Source organism: uncultured Sphingomonas sp., from assembly GCF_913776855.1.
Taxonomy (GTDB): Bacteria; Pseudomonadota; Alphaproteobacteria; order Sphingomonadales; family Sphingomonadaceae; genus Sphingomonas.
In genome coordinates, this window is sequence record NZ_CAJYQD010000043.1 from 50,749 (window position 1) to 77,418 (window position 26,670).

Below are 26,670 nucleotides of genomic sequence, written 5' to 3' on the forward strand. Positions count from 1 at the left end.
TCGCCGCCGCCACCGGTGACGTCGGCATGGCCGCCGGCCATATCCGCTATGTCGATCTGGGGCTTAGCCCGGTTGCGCTCGACCTCGGCTTCTTCCAGCTGAAATGGTATTCGCTGGCCTATATCACCGGCATCCTCGCCGGCTGGTGGTATCTGCTCAAGCTGCTCGACCAGCCGGGCGCACCGATGGCACGGCGCCATGCGGACGACTTCGTATTCTATGCGACGCTCGGCATCATCCTCGGCGGGCGGCTGGGCTACGCCATCTTCTACGCTCCCGAAATGTTCGCCAATCCGGTCAAGATCCTGCGGCTGTGGGATGGCGGCATGTCGTTCCATGGCGGCATGGTCGGGCTGATCCTCGGCATCTGGTGGCTGTCGCGCAAGCATGGCCTGCGCGCGCTCCGCGTCGCCGATTACGTCACCTGTGTCGCGCCGATCGGCCAGTTCCTGGGCCGTATCGCCAATTTCGTGAATGGTGAGCTGTGGGGCAAGCCGAGTGACGCGCCTTGGGCAATTGTTTTCCCGCGCACCGTGGCCGGCGGGCTCGACCCCGCGCGCCATCCCAGCCAGCTGTACGAGGCGCTGGGCGAGGGGCTGATCCTGTTCCTGATCCTCGCCTTGCTCTTCTGGCGCACCGATGCGCGCTACAAGCCGGGCTTCTTGCTCGGCACCGGCATGGCGGGCTTCGGCGTGGCGCGCTTCATCATCGAATTCTGGCGCGAGCCGGACGCGCAGCTGGTGGCGTTCGCCCAGGCTACGGGCCTGCACATGGGCCAGTGGCTGACCCTGCCGATGATCGCGATCGGCATCTACCTGATGGTCACGTCGAAGCGTCGCCGGGTGCGGGTCGAACCGATCGCGGGATCGGAGAGCGTGGCTTGACCGAACCCGTCGTCACCGCCGCCGACCCGGCGCTGCCCGAACGGCTCGCCCGCGCCATCACGCTTGCCGGGCCGATCAGCCTCGCCCAGTTCATGGGTGCGGCAAACGCGCATTATTACGCCACCCGCGATCCGCTGGGCGCGAAGGGCGACTTCACCACCGCGCCCGAAATCAGCCAGATGTTCGGCGAGCTGATCGGCCTCGGCCTCGCCGACAGCTGGGACCGCGCCGGACGTCCGGCGGCACGCTATGTCGAGTTCGGTCCCGGCCGGGGCACGCTCGCCGCCGATGCGCTGCGGTCGATGGCGTCAGCGGGCTGCACGCCGCCGGTGCATCTGATCGAGACCAGCCCGACGCTGCGCGACGAACAGGCGAAGCGCGTGCCGCGGGCCGAATGGGCGGTCGATACCGTCGGCCTGCCCGAAGACGGCGCGCTGCTGGTCGTCGCCAACGAATTTTTCGACGCGCTGCCGATCCGGCAACTGGTGAAGACGGCGGAGGGCTGGCGCGAACGGCTGGTCGCGTGTCAGGACACGTTGTTCCTGCCGGTAATGGGGCAGCGCGGCTTCGATCCGATCATCCCGCTGCCGTTCCGCGATGCCCCCATCGGATCGGTACTCGAAACCGCCCCCGCCGCCGTCGCCATCCTGCGGCAACTGGCGAAGCGGATCGTCGCCCAGGGCGGCTGCGCGATCGTCATCGACTATGGCTATGCCGGTCCCGCGCTGGGCGACACGTTGCAGGCGGTGCGCGGCCATGACTTCGTCAATCCCTATGCCGATCCGGGCGAGCAGGACCTGACCGCGCATGTCGATTTCGGGACGTTGATCGAGGCGGCGCGCGCCGAGGATGCCGTGGCATACGGACCGGTCGATCAGGGCGCGTTGCTGAAGGCGCTCGGCATCGACGCCCGGACGCAGGCGCTTGCCGCCCGCAGCCCGGAGCGCGCCGAGGCGTTGCGCGCCGATCGCGACCGGTTGGTCGAGGAGGAGCAGATGGGCACGCTGTTCAAGGCGATCGCGATCACGTCGCCCGGCTGGCCGGTGCCGGCGGGGTTCGCGACATGACGCCGGTCCTGCGCGATGCAACGGTCGCCGATGCCGCGCTGCTGGTGAAGATCGGGACCGAGACGTTCGCCGATACCTTCGGCCATCTCTACCACCCCGACGACCTTGCCGCCTTTATCGGCCGGTTCACCGTCGCGGCGTGGGAGAAGGAGCTGTCCGACCCCCGCTTCCACGTCGTGCTGGCGATGGCGGGCGACGAGGCGGTCGGCTATGCCAAGCTCGGCCCGCCCTCACTGCCGTTCGAACCGACCGGCAAGCCCATCGAACTGCGCCAGTTCTACCTTCGCAAGGCGGCGCAGGGCACCGGCCTTGCCGCGATCCTGATGGAGCATATGCTCGCCAAGGCGCGCGGGACGGGCGCCGACGAACTGTTCCTGTCGGTGTTCGTCGACAACCATCGTGCCCGGCGCTTCTACGAACGCTATGGTTTCGTGCGGGTCGGCACCTATGACTTCATGGTCGGCAACCACCGGGACGAGGATGACGTGATGCGGGTGGCGCTATGACGATCGAAGTGTTGCGCAGCGGTGCGTTGGACGGCGTGGCGCACGGTTTTCTCGGGCGGCGCGGCGGTGTGTCGACGGGGGTCGTCGCCGGCCTCAACACCGGACTGGGATCGGGTGACGATCCCGCCGCCATCGCCGAGAACCGCAAGCGTGTCGTCGACGCGGTGCTGCCCGGTGCGGCGCTGTGCGGGTTGTATCAGATTCATTCGGCCTCGGTCGTCCGCGTTCTGACCGCCTTTCCCGATGGCGAACGGCCGCAGGGCGATGCGATGGTCACCGAACGGCCGGGCATCCTGCTCGGCATCCTGACCGCCGATTGCGCACCGGTGCTGCTCGCGGACCGGGAGGCAGGCGTCGTGGGTGCGGCCCATGCCGGGTGGAAGGGCGCGCTGGCCGGCGTGACCGACGCGACCATCGCGCAGATGGAGAAGCTGGGCGCGCGTGCCGACCGCATCGCCGCCGCTGTCGGTCCCTGCATCGCGCGGGCGAGCTATGAGGTGGACATGGGATTCGTCGAACGCTTCTGCGCGACCGACCCCGAAAATGAACGCTTCTTCGCCGAAAACCGTCCCGGCCATGCCCGGTTCGATCTGGAGGCCTATGTCGTCCATCGGCTGGCGGCGGCGGGCGTGCGGCGGATCGAGGCGCTGGGGCAGGATACCTATGCGCAGGAAGACCGCTTCTTCAGCTTCCGCCGTGCGACGCACCGGGGGGAGGCGGATTATGGGCGGCAATTGTCGGTGATCGGGATCGCGGCATAACCATCGTCATCCCGGCGAAGGCCGGGATCCATTGGGTCGGGTGCTAGCGATCCTGCCGCCCCATCACCCCATCCATGGATTCCGGCCTTCGCCGGAATGACCGACGGGCTGCATCCTGTCTTTTACCGTCACCCCAGCGCAGGCTGGGGTCTTTCCCGGCTCCAGCGATGCGCCCGCCACGGGGAGACCCCAGCCTGCGCGGGTGTGACGTGTGGGGCTGATGGTCCGAGTTGGTTTCTTTCGTAACTATCGCTACCCTCCCCGAAAAAGGAGAGATTCGTGACTGACGAAACCGAAGCCGACCTGACCGGCGTTCCGCCGCGCCGCCGCCCCAAGCCCCCGGTCGATACCGTCGGCGGCCGCCGGCTGAAGCCCGCCACGCTGATGATGGGCCATGGCTATGACCCGGTGCTGTCCGAAGGATCGCTCAAGCCCCCGATCTTTGCGACCTCGACCTACGTCTTCCCCAATGCCGCCGCCGGCAAGCGTCATTTCGAGGGCGTGACCGGCAAGCGCCCCGGCGGGGCCGAGGGCCTTGTCTATTCGCGCTTCAACGGCCCGAACCAGGAGATCCTCGAGGATCGCCTCGGCGTCTGGGAAGCGGCGGAGGACGCCTTGGTCTTTTCCAGCGGCATGTCGGCGATCGCCACGCTGTTCCTGTCGATGGTGCAGCCGGGCGACACGATCATCCATTCCGGCCCGCTCTATGCCGCGACCGAGACGCTGATCGGCCGCGTGCTGGGCCGCTTCGGGGTCAAGTATCTCGACTTCCCGGCCGGCGCGACGCAGGACGAGATCGAAGCCGTGCTGCGCAAGGCGGAAGGCCGCGTGCCGCTGATCTACCTCGAAAGCCCGGCCAACCCGACCAACGCGCTGGTCGATATCGAAGCGGTCGCGGCCGCGCGTGACGCGGTGTTCGGTGGTGGCGACGACAAGCCGCCGATCGCGATCGACAACACCTTCCTCGGCCCGCTGTGGCAGCAGCCGTTGCAGCATGGCGCCGATCTGGTCGTCTATTCACTGACCAAATATGCGGGCGGGCACAGCGATCTGGTCGCCGGCGGCGTGCTGGGGTCGAAGGCGCACATCAACACCATCCGATCGATGCGCAACACCATCGGCACGATCTGCGACCCCAACACCGCGTGGATGCTGCTACGCTCGCTCGAGACGCTCGAACTGCGCATGAGCCGCGCGGGCGAGAATGCGGCGAAGGTCTGTGCCTTCCTGAAGGACCATCCCAAGGTCGAGCGGGTCGGCTATCTCGGCTTCCTCAAGGACGCCAAGGGAATGGAGCGCCAGGCCGACATCTACCGCCGCCACTGCACCGGCGGCGGATCGACCTTTTCGCTGTACCTGAAGGGCGGCGAGCGCGAGGCGTTCGCGTTCCTCGACGCGCTGACCATCGCCAAGCTGGCGGTGAGCCTGGGCGGCACCGAGACGCTGGCCAGCCATCCGGCGGGGATGACCCACCTGTCGGTGCCCGATGCGCGCAAGGCGGCGCTGGGGATCACCGACAACCTCGTGCGCATCTCGATCGGGGTCGAGGATGCCGATGATCTGATCGCCGATTTCGAACAGGCGCTCGCGGCGATCTGAACGGAAGCGGCCATTACGGCCAAAAGCGTCACCCCAGCGCAGGCTGGGGTCTCTCTCGGCGAGGGCACCACCCTTCAACGGGGAGATTCCAGCCTGCGCTGGAATGACGCTATTGGCCGATCGGGCGCTAGGCCCCACCAATCCCCTCGATCACCTTGCCCGTGCCGCCGCAGTTCCGGCACTCGCCGCCTTCGATCGTACCCTTGCCGCCGCAGCGCGGACACACATCCTCGCCGGTACCCGGCGTACCGGGCACGGCGTCGTCGCCGGGGTTCAGTGGTTCGGCCATCATCTTCTCTCCCGTCAAACCGCAACAACGGTCGACAGCGGGGGGAAGGTCCGGCATGACGGCTCGCCTTATGGCTCCCCGTTTCGCCTTCACCGTCACCGCCACGTCCGGCCGCGCCCGCACCGGCACCATCGCCATGCAGCGCGGGGAAATCCGCACGCCCGCCTTCATGCCGGTCGGCACCGCCGCCACCGTGAAGGCGATGAAGCCGCAGGACGTGCGTGCGTCCGGCGCCGACATCCTGCTCGGCAACACCTATCACCTGATGCTGCGCCCCAGCGCCGAACGCGTCGCGCGGCTGGGCGGGCTGCACAAGTTCATGGGCTGGGACCGGCCGATCCTGACCGACAGCGGCGGGTATCAGGTGATGAGCCTGTCCGAACTGACCAAGCGGTCGGAGGACGGGGTAGAGTTCAAGAGCCATCTCGACGGCACCCGTCATTTGATGAGTCCCGAACGCTCGATGGAAATCCAGCGGCTGCTGGGGTCGGACATCGTGATGGCGTTCGACGAACTGGTGCCGACCACCTCGACCCGCGAGGTACAGGCGCGGGCGATGGAACGCTCGATGCGGTGGGCACGCCGCAGCCGCACCGGCTTCGATTCGGGCGAGGACCATGCTGCCCGAGCCGCGCTGTTCGGTATCCAGCAGGGCGCGCTCGACGAGAAACTGCGCAAGGCGTCCGCCGATGCGCTGATCGATATCGGCTTTGATGGCTATGCGGTCGGCGGCCTTGCGGTCGGCGAGGGGCAGGAGGCGATGTTCGGCGTACTGGACTATGCGCCGCAACAGCTGCCGGTGGACAAGCCCCGCTATCTGATGGGCGTCGGCAAGCCCGACGATATCGTCGGCGCGGTGGAACGCGGCATCGACATGTTCGACTGCGTGCTGCCGACCCGGTCGGGCCGCACCGGACAGGCCTTTACCCGTTCAGGCCCGATCAACATCCGCAACGCCAAATTCGCCGAGGATCTGGGCCCGGTCGACCCCGACTGCGCCTGCCCGGTGTGCCACGGCCACAGCCGCGCCTATCTCCACCACCTCGTCCGCGCGGGCGAGATCTTGGGGGCGATGCTGATGACCGAGCATAATCTGTATTTCTATCAGGCGCTGATGGCCGATCTGCGCGCGGCGATCGCAAACGACACGCTGGCCGCCTTTGCCGACGATTTCCGGGCACGCTACACCGCGCCTAGGCATTAAACCCCGACAAGAGGGAGAGGATCATGACCGACAAGACCGAACTGAATGAAGTGACCGCCGCGGCACAGGACATCAAGCGCGTCGCCGATGCCGCCGCCGACACCAGGCAGCCGTCCAAGGGACAGGGCTGGCCGGTGGTGCCGATCAGCATCGGCATCGGTTCCGCCGCCCTTGCCGCCGCGCTGCTCTATGCCAATTCCGGGCGTAAGAAGGGATGATATCGGGCGGGGCGCCGGCGAAGCGCCCCCGTCGTAACCGATGATACGTTGACACTCCGGGGCGATGCGGCCCACACCCTGCCGCATCATCCGTTCCGGAGAATGTCCCCCATGCGTTTCGGCCTCGCGCTGCTGATCTCGACCGCCCTGCTTAGCCCGGCTCACGCGCAGCAGCGCCCCGCCCCGCCGGCCCCCGCTGCCAGCGCGACCGTGCCGCCGATCGCCTATACCGAACGCACGCTGGCCAACGGCCTGCGCGTCTATGCCATTCGCGACACGTCCAGCGCGAACGTGTCGGTGCAGGTATGGTATGATGTCGGGTCGAAGGACGACCCCGCCGGGCGGTCCGGTTTTGCGCATATGTTCGAACATCTGATGTTCAAGGCGACGCGCAACCTGGTGCCCGAACAGCTCGACCGGCTGACCGAGGATGTCGGCGGGTACAACAACGCGTCGACCGCCGACGATTACACCAATTATTACGAGGTGGTGCCCGCCAACCACCTGCAACGGCTGCTGTTCGCCGAGGCCGACCGGATGGCGACGCTGGTCGTGGACCCGAAGACCTTCGCCTCGGAGCGTGAAGTCGTGAAGGAGGAGTTGCGCAGCCGCATCCTCGCCCAACCCTATGGCAAGCTGTTCGGCCTCTACGCGCCGATGGTGTCGTACAGCCGCCACCCCTATGCCCGGCCCGGCATCGGATCGATCGCCGATCTGGATGCGGCGACGATCGACGATATCCGCGCGTTCCACGCGACCTATTACCGGCCCGACAATGCGGTGCTGATGGTCGCGGGCAATTTCGATCCCGCCCAGCTGAACCGCTGGGTCGACCAGTATTTCGCGCCCATCGCCAAGCCCGATCGCCCGATCCCGCGGGTGACCGTCGACGAACCCGTTCGCCAGCAGCCGGTGACCAAGACGGTGTACGAGGCGAACACCCCGCTGCCCGCGATCCTCATCAGCTATCCGCTGCCGCCGGCCAATCATCCCGATCAGGCGGCGCTGAAGGTCCTCGACGCGATCCTGTCGGGCGGCGACAATTCGCGGCTGCACCAAAGCCTCGTCTATCGCGACCAGATCGCACAGGATGTCGGCGTGCAGCTGGATGCCAAGCAGGGTCCGGGCACGCTGTCGCTCTATGCGATCCTCGCCGGCGGCAAGTCGGTGGCCGACGGTGAGGCGGCGCTGAAGCGCGAGGTCGCCAGCATCATCGCCGCCCCGCCGACCGCCGCCGAACTGGCCGAGGCGAAGAACGAGATCACCACCGCCGAACTGCTCTCGCGCGAAACGGCGGAAGGGAAAGCATCGGCGCTGGCACAGGGCGTCATCGTCGAGCGCGATCCGAAGGCTGCCGACAAGGCGCTGGCCGCGATCGGTCGCGTTACCGCCGCCGATGTGCAGCGCGTGGCGAAGACGTGGCTGGCCGCCAACCGCGCCGCCACGGTCCGCTACCTGCCCGATACCGCCAAGCCGGCGGGCGCGGCCAGCGATACGATTGCGATCGCCAACAGCGTGGTCACCGCGCCGCTGGCCGTGCCGCCGGGCATCGCGATCCACACCCCTGCACCCGATGGCCAGCGCGTCCTGCCGCCCGCGCCCGGTGCGCCGGTGCAGGTCGCCATCCCCGTCCCGGTCGAACGCCGCCTGCCCAACGGGATGCGTGTCGTACTGGTCGAAAAGCGTGGGGTGCCGGTCGTCACCGCCGCTTTGGTCGCGGGGGGCGGTGCCGCCGCCGATCCCGACAATCGCGCGGGCGTCGGCGAACTGACCGCCGGGCTGCTGACGCAGGGCACGAAGACGCGCTCGGCGACCGAAATCGCCCGTGCCGTTGAGTCGCTCGGCGGCAGCATCGGCAGCGGCGCCGGCTGGGATTCGCAGAATGTCACGCTGACCGTCGGGTCGGGACAGGTCGCGCCGGCGCTGGGCATCCTCGCCGATGTCGCGCGCAATCCGGCGTTCGCCCAGGAGGAAATCGACCGGCTGCGCACACGGACGATCGATGGCGTCAGCGTCGCGCTGACCGATCCGGGGCAGTTGTCGAATCTCGTCGCCGATCGCGCGGTGTTCGGTGGCGCGCCCTATGGCCACCCGGCCAGCGGCACGCCGACCACGCTGAAGGCGATCACCCGCGCCGACGTCACCGCCGCCTATCAGCGTGCCTGGCAGCCGGAACAGACGACGCTGGTACTGGTCGGCGACATTACGCCCGATGCAGGAATGGCGCTGGCGAAACAGCTGTTCGGCGACTGGCGCGGCCAGCCCGGCGCGACGCCCGCCGCGGCGCCGCAGGTCGCCACCCCCGCCCCCCGCGTGATCGTCGTCGACATGCCCGGTGCCGGACAGGCAGGCGTGGTCGTCGCGCGGCCGGGCATCGCGCGCAGCGATACGGCCTATTTCCCCGCCGCCGTCGCCAATGCGACGCTGGGTGTCGGCTTCTCGTCGCGCCTGAACCAGGAGATCCGCATCAAGCGCGGCCTCGCCTATGGCGCCCGGTCGGAGCTGGATGCGCGGCGGAACGGGGGGGCGGTCGGCGCGTCGACCCAGACCAAGAACCCGTCCGCGCCCGAAGTCGTGAAGATCATCACCGACGAGATGCGCCGCATGGGTGCCGAACCGGCGCCGGAGGCCGAACTGGCAACGCGCAAGGCGGTGCTGACCGGCAATTTCGGCCGCACCATCGAACGGACCAGCGGCATCGCCGGCACGATCGTCACCTATGTATCGGACGGCGTGCCGCTGGCGCGCATCGCGACCTTCCTCCCGTCGATCGAGGCGGTCGGACCGGCGGCGGTGCAGCAGGCGGCGGCGAAGGTCATGGACCCGAAGGCGGCGAGCATCGTCGTGGTCGGCGACGCGAAACAGTTCCTCGAACCGCTCCGCGCCGCCTATCCGCAGCTGGTAGTGATTCCGGCCGCGTCGGTGGACCTCAGCCGGGCGGACCTCGGGGTGAAGTAAGACCGCTCGTCGCCCCGGCCGCTATCAAAACCTTGGGAAACGTTGCGAACGGAGCGAACTCCTAATCGTACCCCGGCGAAGGCCGGGGTCCAGTTGGGAAAGCGCTTCCTTACTTTACCGACCTCCCCCAACTGGACCCCGGCCTTCGCCGGGGTACGGATAAGGGATTTTCTCCAGAGGTCTCGATCCGATCCGGGGCAACGGAAGAGGTGCCCTCTCGAAATCTTGCGACTTTCCAAACCGTTTGCCGCTACAGCCACCCGCATGGCGGCCTTTCCCCCTCTCAACCGGCGCGCACGCAGGCTCGGCGGTGCGGCGCTGCTGCTCGTCGGCGGCGCGATCGTGGTGCGTGCGGGACTAGCGGCGCGCGACCATCGCGATGCGCCCGCGCCGCCGCCATCGGTCGCCACCGGCTATGAGGCCGACGATCATTTCCCCGGTGCGGCGCAACTGCTGCTCGACGCGCCGGTGCGGCGGGGGGAAACCGGCACCGCGCCGCTCCCCGCGCTCCCGGCAAATGTCGACGCCGATGTCGGCGATGCCTCGATCCAGCCGGCACGGCCGTTCGTCCTGCGCGGCAGCCAGCTCGACCGCGCGCGCGCGCTGCAGTGCCTGACGACCGCGATCTATTATGAAGCGGGCAACGAACCCGATGCCGGACAGCGTGCGGTGGCGCAGGTCGTGCTGAACCGGGTGCGCCATCCCGCCTTTCCCGCGACCGTGTGCGGCGTGGTGTTCCAGGGGTCGGATCGGCCGGTCTGCCAGTTCAGCTTTGCGTGCGACGGGGCGATGGCGCGGGTGCCGGCGCCGTCGGTCTGGCTGCGGTCGCGCCGGGTCGCCGCCCGCGCACTGTCGGGTGACGTGTTCGCGCCCGTCGGGCTGGCGACGCATTACCACACCTATGCCGTCACCCCGTCGTGGAACCGCGCGCTGGTGATGACCGGCGTGTTCGGCGCGCATTTCTTTCATCGGTGGAAGGGGTGGTGGGGCACCCCCGCGGCGTTCACCGACCGCTATATCGGCATGGAGCCGACGCCGGGGCCGCTGCGGCCCCTGCCCCCGCCGCCGACGCTGGAGGCGGTGCCGGTACCGATCGTGCCGCTGGTCCCGCCGTCGTTCGTCGCGCCGCCCACGCCGCTTCCCACCGCGACACCGGTCGCCGAGCCGAAGGACACGCTGCCGCCGCAATCGCAGGTCCTCGACAAGTGGAAGGATTCGGGCAAGCCGCTGCGGTAGCATCCGCGTTGCATTACCGTCAGCGCGTGTGGATTCCCGCCTCCACGGGAATGACGAAAATGCCCCCCGTGACTTTCCCCCGCCAGCCCCCTACCTGAGCGGCAACCAACCGGAGTGTGCCCCATGTCGCTGACCGTCGCCGTCCAGATGGACCCCCTTGCCGGCATCAACATCGCGGGCGATTCCACCTTTGCGCTGATGCTGTCGGCGCAGGCGCGCGGCCACCGGCTGTTCCATTATGCGCCGGAAGACCTCAACCAGTCGGGCGACCGGGTGTGGACGCAGGCCCGGCCGGTCACGGTACAGCGCGTCGTCGGCGATCACTTCGCGTTCGGCGATCCTGTCAGCCTCGACCTGGGCGAACAGGCCGATGTCGTACTGATGCGGCAGGACCCGCCGTTCGACCTCGGCTATATCACCGCGACGCACCTGCTGGAGCGGATCAGCGACCGGACGCTCGTCGTCAACGATCCCGCTTCGGTGCGCAATGCGCCCGAAAAGCTGTTCGTGCTGGACTATCAGCGCTTCATGCCGCCGACGCTCATCACCCGGTCGGTCGAGGAAGCGCGCAGCTTCCTGAACGAACATGGTTCGATCGTGGTGAAGCCGCTGCACGGCAATGGCGGCAAGGCGATCTTCAAGATCGATGCCGATGCGCAGAACCTGTCCTCGCTGATCGAGGTGTTCAACACCGCGTACCGCGAACCGCATATGGTCCAGGCGTTCCTGCCCGCGGTGGCAAAGGGCGACAAACGGATCGTGCTGGTCGACGGCGAGGTCGCGGGCGCGGTCAACCGGCTGCCCGGTGCCGGCGAAATCCGGTCGAACCTGGCGGTCGGCGGCACGGCGGCCAGGACCGAGCTGACGGACAAGGAACGCGAAATCTGCGCCGCGCTGGGTCCGGAACTGAAGCGGCGCGGGCTGATCTTCGTCGGGATTGACGTGATCGGCGGCGAATGGCTGACCGAGATCAACGTGACCTCCCCGACCGGCATCGTCGCGATCGAGACGTTCGACGGGACCGATGTGGCCGGCATGATCTGGGACGCGATCGAGGCGCGGGTGGCGGCGAAGTAACCGCCCCCACATTCACCAGAAACGTCACCCCAGCGCAGGCTGGGGTCTCCCCGTGATGGCGCGGGGCAGGAGCCGCGAGAGACCCCAGCCTGCGCCGGGGTGACGTGTCTGGCGGGATGGGGCAACCGACACGCACGGCACGAAACGCCGGCCCGCACGTTCGAAACCCCCATGACGACCTTCATCCTCGATGCGATCGCGCGCGGCGGCTATCTCGGCATCTTTCTGCTGATGGCGCTTGAAAACGTGATCCCGCCGATCCCGTCCGAAGTCATCATGGGGCTGGGCGGGATGGCGGTCGCGCGCGGCGACATGGCGATGGTACCGCTGCTGCTGTGGGGCACCGCCGGCACCACCGCGGGCAATTATTTCTGGTACGCGATCGGGCGGCGCTTCGGCTATCAGGGATTGAAGCCGTTCGTCGATCGCTGGGGCCGGTGGCTGACGGTCGAGTGGGAAGATGTGGAGAAGCTGCACCGCTTCTTCCGCAACCATGGCGGCAAGACGGTCTTCATCTTCCGCTTCATGCCGACGTTCCGCACGATGATCTCGCTGCCTGCCGGCATGGCCTGTATGCCGCGCTGGCGCTTCTTCCTGGCGACGTTCACCGGCAGCATCGTGTGGAACGCGGTGCTGGCCTATGCCGGGCTGTGGCTGGGGTCGAATTTCGAACAGCTCGACCATTATGTCGGGCCGGTCGCGATCGCCATGTCGGCGGCGATCGTCATCGGCTATATCTACCGCGTCATCACGTGGAAACCGCGCGCGCAGCGGTGACCGCCACGCGCGCGCCACATTACCGCAGCCGCAGCGCCTTCAGCACCTCTGCCCACGACACATATTTGAAGTTCTGCGTTTCCGGCGCATTGTCGCCGTCCTGCGCGACCATCAGCCCCTTGGGATATTTCGGCCCGAAATTGCCGAGGATCAGCTCTATGCCGTCGGTTTCGCTGGTCCCGTCGATCGCCCCGCCGCCGATGCGGAAGCGCCCGGCATAGGTGACGCCGGGCAGGCGGTAGAGGGTGTAGGCATTGTCGCCCTGACTGCTGGCAACCAGATAGCCGCCGTCGCGCCCGGCCGGGGCCAGTGCCAGCCCCTCGGCATCGGCGACCAGTGTCGTGCCGTCGACCTTCGCGATCGCGGTTCCCTCGACCGGGGCGGCGGGATCGGCGGTGAAGCGCCACAGCCCGACATCCTCTTCCGCGACATACAGGATGCCCGTCCGGTCATCGACCACACAGCCTTCGGCCTGCGTGCCGACCTTCATCGACCGCACGGTACGCACGACCGGCGTCGCGCCGCGGGTGTCGATCGACACCTGGTCGATGCGCCCGTCCTTCATCACGACGAAGCCGAACAGCGCCTTGTCCCGCGCGCGGGTCCACAGGCACATGCCATAGGCTTCGCCCGCCCCGACCGGATAGCGGCCCATCGGCACCAGCTTTTTCTGCGCGGTGTCCAGCGTGAACAGCGCGACATGCGCCTGCGTTTCGTCCGCCCGGTCGCTGGCGGCCGCGATCACCCGGCCACCGATCTCGCGCAGGTCGACATTGTTGAGCCGCGCGGCAGGCGTGAAGCTCAGCCGCTTGCCCGACAGGTCATAGACGTGGATGCCGGCCTTCTTGTCCGTGCCGATCACCAGGCTGGCGGCGGGGTTGCGCCGGTTGCGCCAGATGGCGGGATCGTCGGCGGCATCGGCGGCGGTGTCGACCGGATCGGTTTCCGCCACCGCTGCCACCATCGGCACGGCGGTCGGCGTCGCGGCCGGCGGGGGCGTTACCGCACATCCGCCGAGGAGCGCTGCCAGCCAGAGGGCACGCCGCATCAGAAGTTCACCCGCACGCCGGCCTGATACCGGCGGCCGAACGTCTCGCGTTCGATCGTGTAGCGCGTGTCGCGAACATAGCGACGGCCCGGCCCGCCCAGAAGGTTGCTGAAATTGCCGAACAGTTCGACATTGGCGTTGATCGCATAGCGCATCGATGCGTCGAGTTCATTGTCCTTGGCCCAATAGAAGTCGCCGCCGTCGACACCGCGATTGACGCCGTTGATGACCTGGAAATCGCCGATTTCGTCCAGCCAGCGCGACCGGTTCTGATACTGGACCCGCGCCGAAAAGCCGTACTTTTCGTAATAGACGCCCAGATTATAGACCGCGTCCGACGCACCGGGCAGCGGTACGCGGCGGCCATCCGGCGTTTCGGCGCGGCTATGGTTCAGCGTCGCGTTCAGCTGCACGCCGAACCCGCCCATCCAGTCGGGCAGGCCCAGGTCGGCGACGAACGGATCGAGTTGCTGCTGGATCGCGCCTTCCACGCCGACGATCGACCCGCTGCCGCCATTGTCGATGGTCGAGAAGTCATATTGCGACCGGTCGGTGCCGCCGAAGTTCAGGATGTCGCTGCCAAAGGTGCGGCTGGTATCGAACAGCACGTCGCGCAGCCGCTTGTAATAGGCGCCGAACGACAGGAAGCCGGCCGGGGCGACATAATATTCGACATAGGCGTCGACCCCCATCGCCTTTTCGGGCTTCGCATCGGGGTTCCCACCCGAAATGGTCAGGTTGGCGTCGTTGAACGACAGGTTGGGGCGAAGCTGGTCGTAATCCGGCCGCGCCGCGCCGGTGTTAAACGACAGCCGCGCCTTCATCTGCGGCGTCACGTCGTAATTGATGTGCAGGCTGGGATAGACCAGCGTCATGTCGCGATCGACGGTCAGCGGGGTGAAGGTCTTGCCGTCGGTGACGAACGCCGACGATGTGTTGCGGATATACTCGATCCGCGCGCCGCCGATGACGCTGCCCCAACCGGTCGTGACGGTCGCCATGCCGTAGGCCGAATAGACGCGCTCGTTCACGTCGTACAGGTTCGCGGTCTGGTTGACATAGGACCCGACCTTCTTCGCCCGATCGACCAGATCGAGGATCTGGTCACGCCCGAAATACTGGAAGGTATAGCCAAGCGGCAGCTTGCCCTGGAACCCGCCGGGGATCGCGATCTGCGAATAGCCGGTCGGAATGCCCGCCGCGCTGAACTGTGCCGAACTGTTGAGTTCGAGCAGGCGTTCGTCGACCGACTTGGTACGGTCGTCGAACCGCAGGCCGAAGGCGAACGTCGTCTTTTCGCCGAACAGGCCGTCGACATCGTGTTGCAGGTCGATCCGCGCGGTATAGGCATCGGTCGTATCGGCGGCGAGCAGCGAGCGCAGGCGGGCGAGCGAACGCGGAAAATCCTCGATCGCGGTCACCCGCGCGCCGCGGCTGAACGTGCCGTTGGCATTGCGGATGGTGCGGTACAGCTCGATTCTGGCCAGCTGCGGATCGGTCAGGTCATAGCCGACGGTCAGGCGGTTGGCGGCGTTCGCGCCGTTGGTGCCGAACGACGGGCTGTCATAGTTCAGCTGCGCCGGCTGCGTCCGGTCGTCGATCGACCGGGTATAGTTTGCCCGCCACGACACCCGCCACGTATCGAGGTCGTGGTCGCCACCCAGCGTGTTGGTGAACACCGACTGCTTGTACGCGCGGACGGTGAAGTTGGAATTCAGGTCGATGCCGTACACCGTGCCCTTCAGCGGGGTGTTGCCGGTGCAGACATCGGCATAGCCGGTGGTGCCGGCCGCCGGCGTCGCATTGACGCTGCACGCAGCCGACGAGGTGGGGACGCGCGACTGCTGATCGTCGAGGTCGACGATATAGTTGTTGCGCTGTTCGTCGTCCTGGAACGCCGAATAGATGGTTTCGGCAAAGATGCGGTGGCCGGGCGCCGGTTTCCAGTCGAGCCGGGTCGACAGCGCATAGTTCTTGCGGACGAGGCGATACAGCTTGTTCTCGGTCTCGCGTGCCCAGATGCGGTCGGCGAAGCCCGGACGGGCATCTTCCTTGACCGTTTCCCAATCGGTTTCGAAATTGTCGGTGACCATGCCGCGCCGGTACAGGCTGGCCGAGGACGACACCGCGAATTCGCCGATGCCGGTATCAAACCGGTCGGACACGACCAGCGATCCTTCGAACTCGCGCCGGTCGCCCAGCTCGACGAGCCCGTAGCCGGCCTTGCCCGCGACGTGAAAGCCGTTCTGGTCGAAGCCCGAGCGGGTGATGATGTCGACGTTACCCGAAATCGTCTCACCCACCATGTCGGGCGTCACCGCCTTGCGCACGATGATCTGCTTGGCGATCGCCGAGGGGATCGAATCGAAGCGTGCCGCGCGCCCCTCAGGGCTGACGACGTTCACGCCGTCGAACGACAGCGTGGTCCAGCGCTTGGGCGCGCCGCGCAGGTTGACGTAGCGGGCCTGGCCCTGGTCGCGTTCGACACCGACGCCGGGCAGACGGCTGATCGCCTGCGCCACATTCTGGTCGGGCAGGCGGCCGACCGCGTCGGAGGCGATGACCGACACCAGTGCCGGACTGTTGCGCTGGATTTCGAGGGCGGCCGCTTCGGATTCAGCGATCGGGCGGCTGCCCTGCACCACGATTTCCTGACCTTCGTCGTCGCCCGGAGCGGGTTCGACCGCGACCGGCGTTTCCCCCGTCGGCGCGGCAAGCGCCGCTGCCGGCAGGATCGCGGCACCGCTGAGCAGCGCACGCACGAAAACGGCCCGCGTGGACCGCGCGAAGATTGCAACCATGTCTGTTCCCCTTTGGAAGCGCCCCGGCTTCCCGTGTGGCCAGCGCCCTGCCGCGCGGCGATGAAACGCAGGTTACGCCATCGTTACCGATCGATGACGGTGGCGGTTGCCGGTGGCGGCTGTGGCCTGGGGGCAACAGCGGATACCGACCCCGGCGCGGCGGACGTTCCGCCAGCCCCCTCGCCGTCACCCCGGATACGGTCCGGGGTGACGGCGAACGGTACGATCAGAAGCGCGCGCCCAGCTCCACGCCATAGAAGCGCGGCTCGCCCCGGATATAGGTCGGCACGCCAAAGCCGCCGCCGGTATTGCCCGCATCGATCAGATAGCGTTCGTTGGTCAGGTTGCGCGCAAAGCCGCCGATGGTGAAGCGTTCGCCCAGCTCCACGCCCGCGCGCAGGTTGACCAGCGTATAGCCCGGCGTCGAGATCGCTTCGCGGTTCGGCAGTTCGAAGAACACCTTCGACCGGTAGGTCAGGTTCGGCACGGCATAGAGCGTCGCCGACCCGATCGGCACGCGCAGATTGGCGCCCGCCGATGCGGTCATGTCGGGCTGCAACCGGAAGCGGTTGCCCGCGAACACGCCGTTGGTCGCATCGTCGCCGATCCCGCCGTCGAGATAGGCGAAAGTGCCGAACAGCGACAGCATCTGCCCAAGGCGCAGATTGCCCTCCAGCTCGACGCCCAGATTATCCGCCGACCCCGCCGAGCGCGTCGTGGTCACGCCGTTTTCGGTCACCGACACCTGGAACCCGTCATAGCGCTGGTAGAACACCGACGCCGCACCGGTGAACGGCCCCACCCGCCCCTTGATGCCGCCTTCGTAGTTCCACACCAGTTCCTCTGGCACGACCTGCAGCGCGGGGATCACACCTGCCGTCGCGCTGGTGCCGGTGCGCACCGCGCCCAGCTGGACCACCGGCGAGCGGCGGCCCTTGCTGACCGTGGCATAGAGGTTGACCGCATCGGACAGCCGCAGCAGCGCATTGAAGCGCGGCAGCACGGCGGCGAAGCTGCGCTCCGCCTCGAACTTCGCACCATTGGTGTTGGCGGTGCCGAGCAGGCTGGTGAACACGCCGGCGCCTGCCAGCAGCCGCGAGAACGGCTGAACCGAGCTGTAACCCGACTGGCGATCCTCGATCAGCACGCGGGCGCCGGCCGTCAGTTCGAGCGCGGGGACCGGAATCCACGTCGCATCGGCGAACATCGAATAGGTGTCGTTGTTGCCGAAATTGGTGAATTCCGATGCATAGGGCAGTTCGGTCAGCGTGCCACGCGACAGCACCGCCGTCGCCCGCGCGCCCGGCACCGTGCCGTTGGCCGCGACGCAGTTCGGCCCCGTCGGAATGCCCGCCTGGTTCAGGATATTGCGGATCTGCGCATAGCCGGCGGTTACCGAACAGGCGAGATACGTCCCTTCCTCGGTCGAGAACGGCACGCGCTGGAAACCGTTTTCGAAGAACGCGTTCCACCCGAACGACGCCCGCGCGCGTTCCCCGGTGAAGTTGAAGCGGCCTTCATGGCTCCACTGGTCGCCCTTCGCATCCTCGGCGAATTCCAGATACCATGCCGGGCCGCCATCGGCGTCGAACGTCTCCAGGCTGTTGAACCGGCGATAGCCGTTGACCGTGGTGAAGGTGACGCCGCGCCCCAGATCGATCGAGACGGTCAGGTTCGCGTCATAGACGTCGCGGTCGAGGCCCAGCTTGCGCTTCCCCAGCACCTCCAGCGAATAGGGCGAACCCGACAGTTCGGCATAGCCGTAATCGCCGGTCTGCCCGCCGGTCGGGGCGAAGGCACGGCTCTTGAACGCGGTGCCCGGATTGCGCTGTCCGTCATAGGTCAGCACCAGATCGGCGGTGACCGTGTTGGTCGGCGTCCAGCGTAGCGACCCGCGGATGCCGCGCTGGTCCTGCCCGTTCAGGTCGTCCTGATCGACGCGCCCCTGATTCTGGTTCGGCACCTTGGGATCGCCCGCGATGTTGCGGACATAGCCGTCGCGATATTTATACGCGAAGGCGAGGCGGCCGGCGAGCGTGTCGTTGCCGGCATTGACCATGCCCGACACCTGCGTCCGGTTGAAATTGCCGTAGGAGGCGGCGAGGTCGGCGGCGAAGCCGGGCCTGGGCTTGGCCGACAGGATCGACACCGCACCGACCGCGGCGGCGGTGCCGAACAGCGTCGCCTGCGGCCCCTTCACCGCCTCGATCCGCTCCAGGTCGAACAGGTCCTGATAGGCGCCGCGCGACCGGCTGATGTCGACGCCGTTGTAATAGAAGGTGACGCGCGCGCCCTGCTGCGCCGATCCCGAATCCGACGTGATGCCGCGAATGACGAAGCCCGGATTGTTCGCGCTCTGCTCCTGCACGACCAGCCCCGGAATATATTGCGCGACATCGGCCAGCGTGGACACGCCAAGGTCGGCCATCTTTCGCCCGGTCACGGCGGTCACGGTGACCGGCACATCCTCGATCCGCTGCTCCACCTTTTGCGCGGTGACGACGATTTCATCGGATTCGTCCCCCTGCGGCTGGACATTGGCCTGGGCGAAGGCGGCGGTCGAACAGGTGATCGCGAGCATGGCGACGGTCGAGCGCAGACAGGTCTTCATTCAATATCCCCCTAATGACGGCGCGGCCTCTAGGGGGCGTATGCGACAGGTCCGTGACGTCACGGACCTGTCGCATACGGTGCATAGGACGCCGCCCATATCGTTTCGACAAAGGCACCTGCATGACCCTGAACCGCCGCGACGCCCTCCGCCTGATGGGCAGCAGTGCCGCGCTGACCCTGCCGACAGTCGCCGAGGCAGCCCCCGCCGGCGCGACCTTCGCGCACGGCGTGGCCAGCGGCGATCCGGCGGCGGACGGCGCGATCCTGTGGACCCGCGCCACCCCGGCTTCGGGCGACAGCGGCGACATCGCGCTCGACTGGCATATCGCGGGAAGCGAAGGCGGCGCCGCGCTGGCCACCGGCCGCACCACCGCGCGGGGCGCACGCGACTTCACCGCAAAGGTCGAAGCGACCGGGCTGAAGCCCGGCACCGACTATTGGTACTGGTTCACCGCGCCCGACGGCACCGCTTCGCCCAAGGGACGCTTCCGCACCCTGCCGCGTGGCGCCACGCCGCACGTCGCGCTGGCGGTGGTGTCGTGCCAGCTCTATCCCGGCGGCTATTGGCACGCCTATAGCGCGATCGCCGCCGAACCGCGGGTCGATGCGGTGCTGCATCTGGGCGATTACATCTACGAATATGGCGCGGAGGGGTATGGCGCGGACATCGGCCGCAAGCTGAACCGCCTGCCCGAACCGGCGCATGAGATCGTGACGCTCGCCGATTATCGCACCCGCCATGCGCAGGTGAAGCGCGATAGCGCGATGCAGGCGGCGCACGCCCGCGCCGCGTTCATCTGCGTCTGGGACGACCATGAAACCGCCAATGACAGCTGGGTCGGCGGCGCGGAGAACCATGACCCGGCTACCGAGGGCGACTGGGCCAAGCGCAAGGCGGCGGCGATGCAGGCCTATTTCGAATGGATGCCGATCCGCGATCCCAGACCCGGCCAGCCCTGGGCCGCGATCAATCGCAGCTTCGATTTCGGTGACCTCGCCACGTTGGTCATGGTCGAAACCCGCCTGCTCGCCCGCTCCGAACAGGCCGCGCCCAAGGGGGCCGGGATCGAGCCGGAGGATTATGCCGCGATGATGGCGATCCGCGCCCGACCCGACCGGGAACTGCTGGGGCGTGGACAACAGGATTGGGTCGAGCGCAAACTGGCCCGCTCGGTCAAGGCGAAGCGCCCGTGGCAACTGCTCGGCAATCAGGTGGTGATGGCGAAGGTGCCCGGCCCCAACCTCATCAAGGAACATGGCGCGCAGGGCTATGCCGATCTGCTCAACGGCCTGCCCGCCGCCTATGCCCCGCGCATCGCCGCCGCACAGCGATCGTACCGCGCCGGGTTGCCGTTCAACTTCGACAGCTGGGACGGCTATCCCCCGGCGCGTGAGCGGCTCTACGCCGCGTTCCGCCGGGCGAAGTCGCGGCCGATCGTCCTGTCGGGCGACAGCCATGCCGGCTGGGCCAACGACCTGCACGATGACAAGGGCCGGCTGGTCGCCAGTGAATTCGGCGCGACCGCGATCTCCAGCCCGTCCTATGGTTCGCTGCTGCCCGGCCTGGGCAAGGTGATCGAGAAGAATGCGCCGGAGGTTCGCTACTGCGATCAGGACCGCAAGGGCTATCTGTTGCTCACGCTGACGCCGACCTATGCCGATGCACAGTTCCGCACGGTGTCGAGCGTGACGACACCGGACTTCACCACCGCGACGACCGCCCGGTGGCGGGTGGCGGCGGGCAAGCCGGGGCCGATGGTCGCGGTGTAGTCGGGCCACAACCCACTACCCGTACCCCGGCGAAGGCCGTGGTCCAGTATCGGTTTGGTATCGATAGAGTCGCCGACGTCTCCCAACTGGACCCCGGCCTTCGCCGGGGTACGGGTTTTGTGCGGGGGCCGATACTTTGCACCCCGCCCCCGCCGCCCTACATCTACGGAAGTGCGAACCCTCCCCGCCCCCCTTGCCGACTGGTTCGCCGCCCGCGGCTGGTCTCCGCGCCGCCACCAGCGCGAGATGCTCGACGTCGCGCGTGCCGGCAACCACGCCCTGCTGGTCGCCGCGACCGGCGCGGGCAAGACGCTGGCCGGGTTCCTGCCGACGCTCACCGACCTGATCGAAAACCCCGGCGATAGCCTCCACACCCTCTATATCTCGCCGCTGAAGGCCTTGGCGGTCGACGTGCAGCGCAACCTGCTGACCCCGATCGCCGAGATGGCGCTGCCCATCCGGGTCGAAACCCGCACCGGCGATACCCCGTCCGACCGCAAGGCGCGCCAGCGCAGCAAGCCGCCGCACATCCTGCTGACGACGCCCGAATCCTTGAGCCTGCTGCTGTCCTATCCCGATGCCGACCGGCTGTTCGCGACGCTCCGCACGATCATCGTCGATGAAGTCCACGCCTTTGCCACCGACAAGCGCGGCGACCTGTTGTCGCTGTGCCTCACCCGCCTGCAACGCCACGCCCCGGCACTACGCCGCGTCGCGCTGTCGGCGACGGTCGCCGACCCGGACGGCTATCGCGCATGGCTCGCTCCCGATGGCGATATCGATGCGGTGACATTGGTGCAGGGGGAACCGGGTGCCGACCCCGACATCCGCATCCTGTTGCCGCAGGACCGCATCCCGTGGTCGGGCCATTCCGGCCGCTACGCCGCGAGCCAAGTGATGCGCGAGATCGCGCGCCACCGCACCACCATCGTCTTCTGCAACACCCGCAGCCTCGCCGAGCTGATTTTCCAGGACCTGTGGCTGGCCAACGACGCGCAATTGCCGATCGGCGTCCATCACGGCAGCCTCGACCGCGAGGCGCGGCGCAAGGTCGAGGCGGCGATGGCCGACGGCAAGCTCCGCGCGCTGGTCGCCACCGCCAGCCTCGACCTCGGCGTCGACTGGGGCGATGTCGATTGCGTGATCCAGATGGGCGCGCCCAAGGGATCGTCGCGCCTGTTGCAACGCATCGGCCGTGCCAACCACCGGCTGGACGAGGTGTCGAAGGCGCTGCTGGTGCCGGGCAATCGCTTCGAATTTCTGGAGGCGCAGGCGGCACTCGACGCGGTGGAGGCGGGCGAACTCGACCGCGAGGTGTTCCGGCCCGGCGCATTGGACGTACTGGCACAGCATCTGATGGGTTGCGCCTGTGCCGAACCCTTCGCCGCCGCCGACATGCTGGCGGAGGTGCAGGGCGCCCTCCCCTATTCCGCATTGGACGCCGACACGTTCGACCGCGTGCTGCACTATATCGCGGAGGGCGGCTATGCGCTGAAGGCCTATGACCGGTTCAAGCGGTTGCGGCTGGGCGCGGACGGGCTGTGGACCGTCACCAAGCCGGCGTTCATCGCGCAGCATCGCCTCAACGCCGGGATCATCGTCGACGCGCCGACGCTGGACGTGCGGTTCAAGAATGGCCGGCGGCTGGGCACGGTCGAGGAATATTTCGCCTCCACTTTGTCGCCCGGCGATACCTTCTTCTTTGCCGGCATGAGCCTGGAGGTAGAGAAGATCGAGCTGACCGATTTGGTGGTTCGCGCCAGCAGCAAACCCGCGCGAATTCCCAAATATGGCGGCACGCGCATGGCGCTGTCGACCAACCTCGCCGACCGGGTGCGAGGATTTCTGGCCGATCCGGACCAATGGTCCCGCTTCCCCGACGATGTGCGCGAATGGCTGGAAATCCAGTCGCGCCGCTCGGTCCTGCCGCGCCCCGGCGAATTGCTGGTCGAAACATTCCCGCATGACGGGCGGCACTATATGGTCGCCTACAGCTTCGAAGGGTGGAACGCGCACCAGTCGCTCGGCATGTTGATCACGCGCCGGATGGAAGCGATGGGGCTGAACCCGATCGGCTTCGTGTCGAACGACTATGCGCTGTCCTGCTATTGCCTCGAACCGATCACCGACCCCGCCGCGCTGTTTTCACCCGACATCCTCGAACATGAATTCGTCGATTGGGTACAGGGGTCGGCGCTGTTGAAACGCGCCTTTCGCGAAGTCGCGGTGATCGGCGGCCTGGTCGAGCGCCAGCATCCGGGCAAGCGCAAGACCGGCAAGCAGGTCACCTTCTCGACGGACCTGATCTATGACGTGTTGCGCAAATACGAACCCGGCCATCTGCTGTTGCAGGCGGCGTGGGAGGATGCGCGGGCGCGGATGACCGATGTCGGGCGGCTGGCGAAGCTGCTGGAGACGGCGCAGGCCCGCATCCGCCATGTCGAGCTGGATCGGGTCAGCCCGCTGGCGGTACCGGTGCTGGTGCTGATCGGGCGCGAACGGGTGACGCAAGGATCGGCCGACGATGCGCTGCTGATCGAGGCGGAAGCGCTGGCGGCGGAGGCGATGGCGCTGGATTGAGGGGTTTTCTTCCCCCGCCTCCCCCGTTTGCTTCGAGTGCAGGTTCGAGGCTGTCGAGAAGGGGGTGCCCCAAACGCCGAGTTCTCGACGGACGCTTCTCGACAAGCTCGAAGCTGCTCGAACCGAACGGTACCGGGAAAGGCGTACCCCGGCGAAGGCCGGGGTCCAGTTGGGCGACGCCCGCGACTCCATCGCCACGGCACCGTAACTGGGCCCCGGCCTCCGCCGGGGCACGGCGTAGGTGTGGACACCTTACAACCGCAAAAAGCCGTACCCCCGCGCAGGCGGGGGTCCAGAGCCAAGGGCGTTGCGCCCAGTAACCCTGGATTCCCGCCTGCGCGGGAATATGGATGGCGAGCGGGGCAACCCGCTCGCCACAGCCGATCAAACGTCCAGATTCGCCACGTTCAGCGCATTTTCCTGAATGAAGTCGCGCCGCGGCTCGACCACGTCGCCCATCAGCCGCGTGAAGATTTCGTCCGCGACGTCGGCCTGTTCGATCGCGACGCGCAGCATCGACCGGTTCGAGGGGTCGAGCGTGGTTTCCCAGAGCTGTTCGGCATTCATCTCGCCCAGCCCCTTGTAGCGCTGGATCGACAGGCCCTTGCGCCCGGCGGCCAGGATCGCGTCGAGCAACTGGCTCGGCCGCGCGACCAACGTCTCGCCCTTGCCCGCGACCGCCGGAGCCTCGTCCTCACCCTCGGCCACCGCCTCGCCGGCACTGCGCGCACTGACCAGCTTCGACACGCCGGCATAGCTCGCCGCTTCCTCGGCCGCCAGGGCGTGGAGCTTGCGCCCCTCGGCCGACAGCAGGAACGCCGGTTCGATATTGTGGGTGTCGGTGACGCCGCGCCAGCGACGCTGGAACTGCAGCCCGCCATCTTCGGTCACGCGCGCGGTCCACTGCGCCTCGGCATCGGTGCGGCCGATCCGCGACACCGCATCGTCCAGCCGCGCCTGCCGGTCGGTGTCGTTGATTTGCGGATCGAGAACGCCGGCCAGCGCCAGCACCTCGACGATGCCCATGTCGTAGCGCCGCGGCACATAGCGCATTAGCGTCCGCATCCGCCGCGCATGGCCCAGCAGCGCCTTCAAATCGTCGCCGCTGCGCGCACCGCCCGCGCTTTCCAGCACATGCGCGCTGACCCCGGCCTCAACCAGATATTCGTCGAGCGCGTTGTCGTCCTTGAGGTACACCTCGGACCGACCCTTGGTCGCCTTATACAGCGGCGGCTGGGCGATATAGAGGTGCCCGGCCTCGATGATCTCGGGCATCTGGCGATAGAAGAACGTCAGCAGCAGCGTGCGGATATGCGCGCCGTCGACGTCGGCGTCGGTCATGATGACGATCTTGTGGTAGCGCAGCTTCGCTAGGTTGAAGTCGTCGCGGATACCGGTGCCGAGCGCGGTGATGATCGTCCCGATCTCGCGGCTGGCCAGCATCCGGTCGAACCGCGCGCGCTCGACGTTCAGGATCTTGCCGCGCAGGGGCAGGATCGCCTGGAAATGCCGGTCGCGACCCTGCTTGGCGGAGCCACCGGCCGAGTCACCCTCGACGAAGAACAGTTCGGACTTGGCGGGGTCGCGCTCCTGGCAATCGGCCAGCTTGCCGGGCAGGCTGGCGATGTCCATCGCACCCTTGCGCCGGGTCAGCTCGCGCGCCTTCTTCGCGGCCTCGCGCGCGGCGGCGGCGTCGATCACCTTCTGGATGATCGCCTTCGCATTTCCCGGATTTTCCTCCAGATAATCGGCCAGCTTGTCGGCCATCAGCGCTTCCAGCGGCTGGCGCACTTCCGACGACACCAGCTTGTCCTTGGTCTGCGACGAGAATTTCGGATCGGGCAGCTTGACCGACACGATCGCGGTCAGCCCCTCGCGCATGTCGTCGCCGGTCAGCGACACCTTTTCCTTCTTCAGCATTCCCGACTTGTCGGCATAGCTGTTGAGCGTCCGCGTCAGCGCGGCGCGGAACGCCGCCATGTGCGTGCCGCCATCGCGCTGCGGGATGTTGTTGGTGAAGGCGAGGACGTTCTCGTAATAGCTGTCGTTCCATTCCAGCGCGACATCGATGCCGACATCGTCACGGAATCCGTGGATCGCGATCGGATCGGGCATCAACGGCGTCTTGGTCCGGTCGAGATATTTCACGAACGCGGCGATCCCGCCTTCGTAGAACAGTTCGACCTCGCGCGGTTCCTCATGCCGGGCATCGACCAGCACCAGCCGGACGCCCGAATTGAGGAACGCCAGCTCGCGGAACCGGTGTTCGAGCTTATCGAAATCGAACTCGACGATCTTGAACGTTTCCGGCGACGGCAGGAACGTCACGCGGGTGCCGCGCTTTTCCGACGGACCCATCACCTTCAGCGGCGCTTCGGCATCGCCCCGGCGGAAGCGCATGTAATGCTCCTGGCCTTCACGCCAGATCGTCAGGTCGAGAAAGTCGCTGAGCGCATTCACCACCGACACGCCCACGCCGTGCAGGCCGCCCGACACCTTGTAGGCATTGTCGTCGTTGGTGTTTTCGAACTTACCGCCGGCGTGGAGCTGGGTCATGATGACCTCGGCCGCCGATACGCCCTCTTCGCTGTGGATGCCGGTCGGAATGCCGCGCCCGTTATCTTCGACCGACACCGATCCGTCGGCGTTCAGCGTGATGAGGATGCGGTCGCAATGCCCGGCCAGCGCCTCGTCGATCGCATTGTCGCTGACCTCGAACACCATGTGGTGCAGGCCGGAGCCGTCGTCGGTATCGCCGATATACATGCCGGGGCGCTTGCGGACCGCATCGAGGCCCTTCAACACCTTGATCGAGTCTGCGCCGTAGTCGTTCTGATTGGGGTTCGTTGCCATAGCGAGTATATAGGGTTTTGCGTGGCGGAACTAAAGCAAAACCCGCATGGGGCGCGGGTCGGTTTGCGCGAGAATGACCGCACCCCAACATCTACCGTACCCCCGCGCAGGCGGGGGTCCAGAGCCAGGCAATATGCCGCCCGCCTCCGTAACCCTGCCCCCCCCCGCCTGCGCGGGGGTACGCCAAGGTCGCGCGAAACGGTCCATCCGTTCCGCCCCGATAATGAACGGCAGCTAACAGGCGCATTCAGTATCCGCTCAAGCGAATCGGCGCATACCCCAAATCACAGGCAGACATCCTGCCGCAAAGTTTTGAGGGAGAAGACCCATGTTCAAGAAGCTGACGCTTGCCGCTGCCGCGCTTGCCACGGTCGCCACCGCCGCCGCCCCGACCGCCGCTTCGGCGCAGAGCTGGCGCGGGGACCGCTA

18 protein-coding genes are annotated in these 26,670 nt (G+C 67.3%); 13 read left to right on the top strand and 5 right to left on the bottom strand.

Annotated features, from left to right (window positions below; genetic code table 11):
• Positions 1 to 26 precede the first annotated feature (26 nt).
• The 5 genes from lgt (at position 27) to QZ755_RS13660 (ending at position 4,817) form a co-directional block, all read left to right on the top strand.
• Positions 27 to 884, top strand: a complete 858-nt coding sequence (gene lgt / locus QZ755_RS13640) for a prolipoprotein diacylglyceryl transferase (RefSeq protein WP_294323902.1) — start codon at positions 27 to 29, stop codon at positions 882 to 884.
• A gap of 92 nt (positions 885 to 976) precedes the next feature.
• The gene (locus QZ755_RS13645) at positions 977 to 1,951 is read left to right on the top strand and encodes an SAM-dependent methyltransferase (protein WP_294323904.1); all 975 of its coding nucleotides are present in this window, start codon (positions 977 to 979) and stop codon (positions 1,949 to 1,951) included.
• Positions 1,948 to 2,457 carry a GNAT family N-acetyltransferase gene (locus QZ755_RS13650; protein WP_294323870.1) on the top strand — a complete coding sequence of 170 codons (510 nt, stop codon included), beginning with the start codon at positions 1,948 to 1,950 and terminating at the stop codon, positions 2,455 to 2,457. The genes QZ755_RS13645 and QZ755_RS13650 overlap by 4 nt, the downstream gene beginning before the upstream one ends.
• On the top strand, positions 2,454 to 3,218 hold the full coding sequence (gene pgeF / locus QZ755_RS13655; RefSeq protein ID WP_294323872.1) for a peptidoglycan editing factor PgeF: 765 nt from the start codon (positions 2,454 to 2,456) through the stop codon (positions 3,216 to 3,218). Before QZ755_RS13650 ends, pgeF begins: the two co-directional genes overlap by 4 nt.
• Before the next feature lie 279 nt (positions 3,219 to 3,497).
• On the top strand, positions 3,498 to 4,817 hold the full coding sequence (locus QZ755_RS13660) for a cystathionine gamma-synthase family protein (protein ID WP_294323874.1): 1,320 nt from the start codon (positions 3,498 to 3,500) through the stop codon (positions 4,815 to 4,817).
• Between the two features lie 127 nt (positions 4,818 to 4,944).
• On the opposite strand, the gene QZ755_RS13665 is transcribed toward QZ755_RS13660, so the two are convergent.
• Complete coding sequence (locus tag QZ755_RS13665) at positions 4,945 to 5,109, bottom strand: hypothetical protein (RefSeq protein ID WP_294323876.1); 165 nt, start codon at positions 5,107 to 5,109, stop codon at positions 4,945 to 4,947.
• A gap of 52 nt (positions 5,110 to 5,161) precedes the next feature.
• Between QZ755_RS13665 and tgt the strand changes: the two genes are divergently transcribed.
• The 6 genes from tgt (at position 5,162) to QZ755_RS13695 (ending at position 12,576) form a co-directional block, all read left to right on the top strand.
• Positions 5,162 to 6,310, top strand: a complete 1,149-nt coding sequence (tgt, locus tag QZ755_RS13670) for a tRNA guanosine(34) transglycosylase Tgt (protein WP_294323877.1) — start codon at positions 5,162 to 5,164, stop codon at positions 6,308 to 6,310.
• Between the two features lie 23 nt (positions 6,311 to 6,333).
• Positions 6,334 to 6,528 carry a hypothetical protein gene (locus tag QZ755_RS13675; RefSeq protein WP_294323879.1) on the top strand — a complete coding sequence of 65 codons (195 nt, stop codon included), beginning with the start codon at positions 6,334 to 6,336 and terminating at the stop codon, positions 6,526 to 6,528.
• Between the two features lie 111 nt (positions 6,529 to 6,639).
• The gene (locus QZ755_RS13680; RefSeq protein WP_294323880.1) at positions 6,640 to 9,486 is read left to right on the top strand and encodes a pitrilysin family protein; all 2,847 of its coding nucleotides are present in this window, start codon (positions 6,640 to 6,642) and stop codon (positions 9,484 to 9,486) included.
• Positions 9,487 to 9,750: 264 nt separating this feature from the next.
• Positions 9,751 to 10,722 (top strand): cell wall hydrolase, encoded by a 972-nt coding sequence (locus QZ755_RS13685; RefSeq protein WP_294323882.1) that lies wholly within the window; start codon positions 9,751 to 9,753, stop codon positions 10,720 to 10,722.
• Positions 10,723 to 10,845: 123 nt separating this feature from the next.
• The gene (gene gshB, locus QZ755_RS13690) at positions 10,846 to 11,799 is read left to right on the top strand and encodes a glutathione synthase (RefSeq protein ID WP_294323884.1); all 954 of its coding nucleotides are present in this window, start codon (positions 10,846 to 10,848) and stop codon (positions 11,797 to 11,799) included.
• 171 nt (positions 11,800 to 11,970) lie between these two features.
• Positions 11,971 to 12,576 carry a DedA family protein gene (locus QZ755_RS13695; protein ID WP_294323886.1) on the top strand — a complete coding sequence of 202 codons (606 nt, stop codon included), beginning with the start codon at positions 11,971 to 11,973 and terminating at the stop codon, positions 12,574 to 12,576.
• 19 nt (positions 12,577 to 12,595) lie between these two features.
• Here QZ755_RS13695 and QZ755_RS13700 read toward each other — a convergent pair whose 3' ends face one another.
• From QZ755_RS13700 to QZ755_RS13710, 3 genes are all read right to left on the bottom strand, one after another.
• On the bottom strand, positions 12,596 to 13,624 hold the full coding sequence (locus QZ755_RS13700) for a phytase (RefSeq protein WP_294323888.1): 1,029 nt from the start codon (positions 13,622 to 13,624) through the stop codon (positions 12,596 to 12,598).
• Positions 13,624 to 16,425, bottom strand: coding sequence for a TonB-dependent receptor (locus tag QZ755_RS13705; protein WP_294323890.1), 2,802 nt, complete (start codon positions 16,423 to 16,425; stop codon positions 13,624 to 13,626). The genes QZ755_RS13700 and QZ755_RS13705 overlap by 1 nt, the downstream gene beginning before the upstream one ends.
• Before the next feature lie 226 nt (positions 16,426 to 16,651).
• Complete coding sequence (locus QZ755_RS13710) at positions 16,652 to 19,036, bottom strand: TonB-dependent receptor (RefSeq protein ID WP_294323891.1); 2,385 nt, start codon at positions 19,034 to 19,036, stop codon at positions 16,652 to 16,654.
• 122 nt (positions 19,037 to 19,158) lie between these two features.
• Here QZ755_RS13710 and QZ755_RS13715 point away from each other — a divergent pair, with 122 nt between their 5' ends.
• Positions 19,159 to 20,808 carry an alkaline phosphatase D family protein gene (locus QZ755_RS13715; RefSeq protein WP_294323893.1) on the top strand — a complete coding sequence of 550 codons (1,650 nt, stop codon included), beginning with the start codon at positions 19,159 to 19,161 and terminating at the stop codon, positions 20,806 to 20,808.
• 171 nt (positions 20,809 to 20,979) lie between these two features.
• A complete protein-coding gene (locus tag QZ755_RS13720) occupies positions 20,980 to 23,388 on the top strand; it encodes a ligase-associated DNA damage response DEXH box helicase (RefSeq protein WP_294323894.1) in 2,409 nt (802 codons plus the stop codon).
• 384 nt (positions 23,389 to 23,772) lie between these two features.
• Here QZ755_RS13720 and gyrB read toward each other — a convergent pair whose 3' ends face one another.
• Positions 23,773 to 26,241, bottom strand: a complete 2,469-nt coding sequence (gene gyrB, locus QZ755_RS13725; RefSeq protein WP_294323895.1) for a DNA topoisomerase (ATP-hydrolyzing) subunit B — start codon at positions 26,239 to 26,241, stop codon at positions 23,773 to 23,775.
• Positions 26,242 to 26,670 lie beyond the last annotated feature (429 nt).

What these genes read in the sequence shown, in the direction of transcription:
- lgt (WP_294323902.1), top strand. Translation starts at nt 27, where the DNA reads ATGGCCGCCGGCCATATCCGCTATGTCGATCTGGGGCTTAGCCCGGTT.
- QZ755_RS13645 (WP_294323904.1), top strand. Translation starts at nt 977, where the DNA reads ATGGGTGCGGCAAACGCGCATTATTACGCCACCCGCGATCCGCTGGGC.
- QZ755_RS13650 (WP_294323870.1), top strand. Translation starts at nt 1,948, where the DNA reads ATGACGCCGGTCCTGCGCGATGCAACGGTCGCCGATGCCGCGCTGCTG.
- pgeF (WP_294323872.1), top strand. Translation starts at nt 2,454, where the DNA reads ATGACGATCGAAGTGTTGCGCAGCGGTGCGTTGGACGGCGTGGCGCAC.
- QZ755_RS13665 (WP_294323876.1), bottom strand. Translation starts at nt 5,109, where the DNA reads ATGATGGCCGAACCACTGAACCCCGGCGACGACGCCGTGCCCGGTACG.
- tgt (WP_294323877.1), top strand. Translation starts at nt 5,162, where the DNA reads ATGACGGCTCGCCTTATGGCTCCCCGTTTCGCCTTCACCGTCACCGCC.
- QZ755_RS13675 (WP_294323879.1), top strand. Translation starts at nt 6,334, where the DNA reads ATGACCGACAAGACCGAACTGAATGAAGTGACCGCCGCGGCACAGGAC.
- QZ755_RS13680 (WP_294323880.1), top strand. Translation starts at nt 6,640, where the DNA reads ATGCGTTTCGGCCTCGCGCTGCTGATCTCGACCGCCCTGCTTAGCCCG.
- QZ755_RS13685 (WP_294323882.1), top strand. Translation starts at nt 9,751, where the DNA reads ATGGCGGCCTTTCCCCCTCTCAACCGGCGCGCACGCAGGCTCGGCGGT.
- gshB (WP_294323884.1), top strand. Translation starts at nt 10,846, where the DNA reads ATGTCGCTGACCGTCGCCGTCCAGATGGACCCCCTTGCCGGCATCAAC.
- QZ755_RS13695 (WP_294323886.1), top strand. Translation starts at nt 11,971, where the DNA reads ATGACGACCTTCATCCTCGATGCGATCGCGCGCGGCGGCTATCTCGGC.
- QZ755_RS13700 (WP_294323888.1), bottom strand. Translation starts at nt 13,624, where the DNA reads ATGCGGCGTGCCCTCTGGCTGGCAGCGCTCCTCGGCGGATGTGCGGTA.
- QZ755_RS13705 (WP_294323890.1), bottom strand. Translation starts at nt 16,425, where the DNA reads ATGGTTGCAATCTTCGCGCGGTCCACGCGGGCCGTTTTCGTGCGTGCG.
- QZ755_RS13710 (WP_294323891.1), bottom strand. Translation starts at nt 19,036, where the DNA reads ATGAAGACCTGTCTGCGCTCGACCGTCGCCATGCTCGCGATCACCTGT.
- QZ755_RS13715 (WP_294323893.1), top strand. Translation starts at nt 19,159, where the DNA reads ATGACCCTGAACCGCCGCGACGCCCTCCGCCTGATGGGCAGCAGTGCC.
- gyrB (WP_294323895.1), bottom strand. Translation starts at nt 26,241, where the DNA reads ATGGCAACGAACCCCAATCAGAACGACTACGGCGCAGACTCGATCAAG.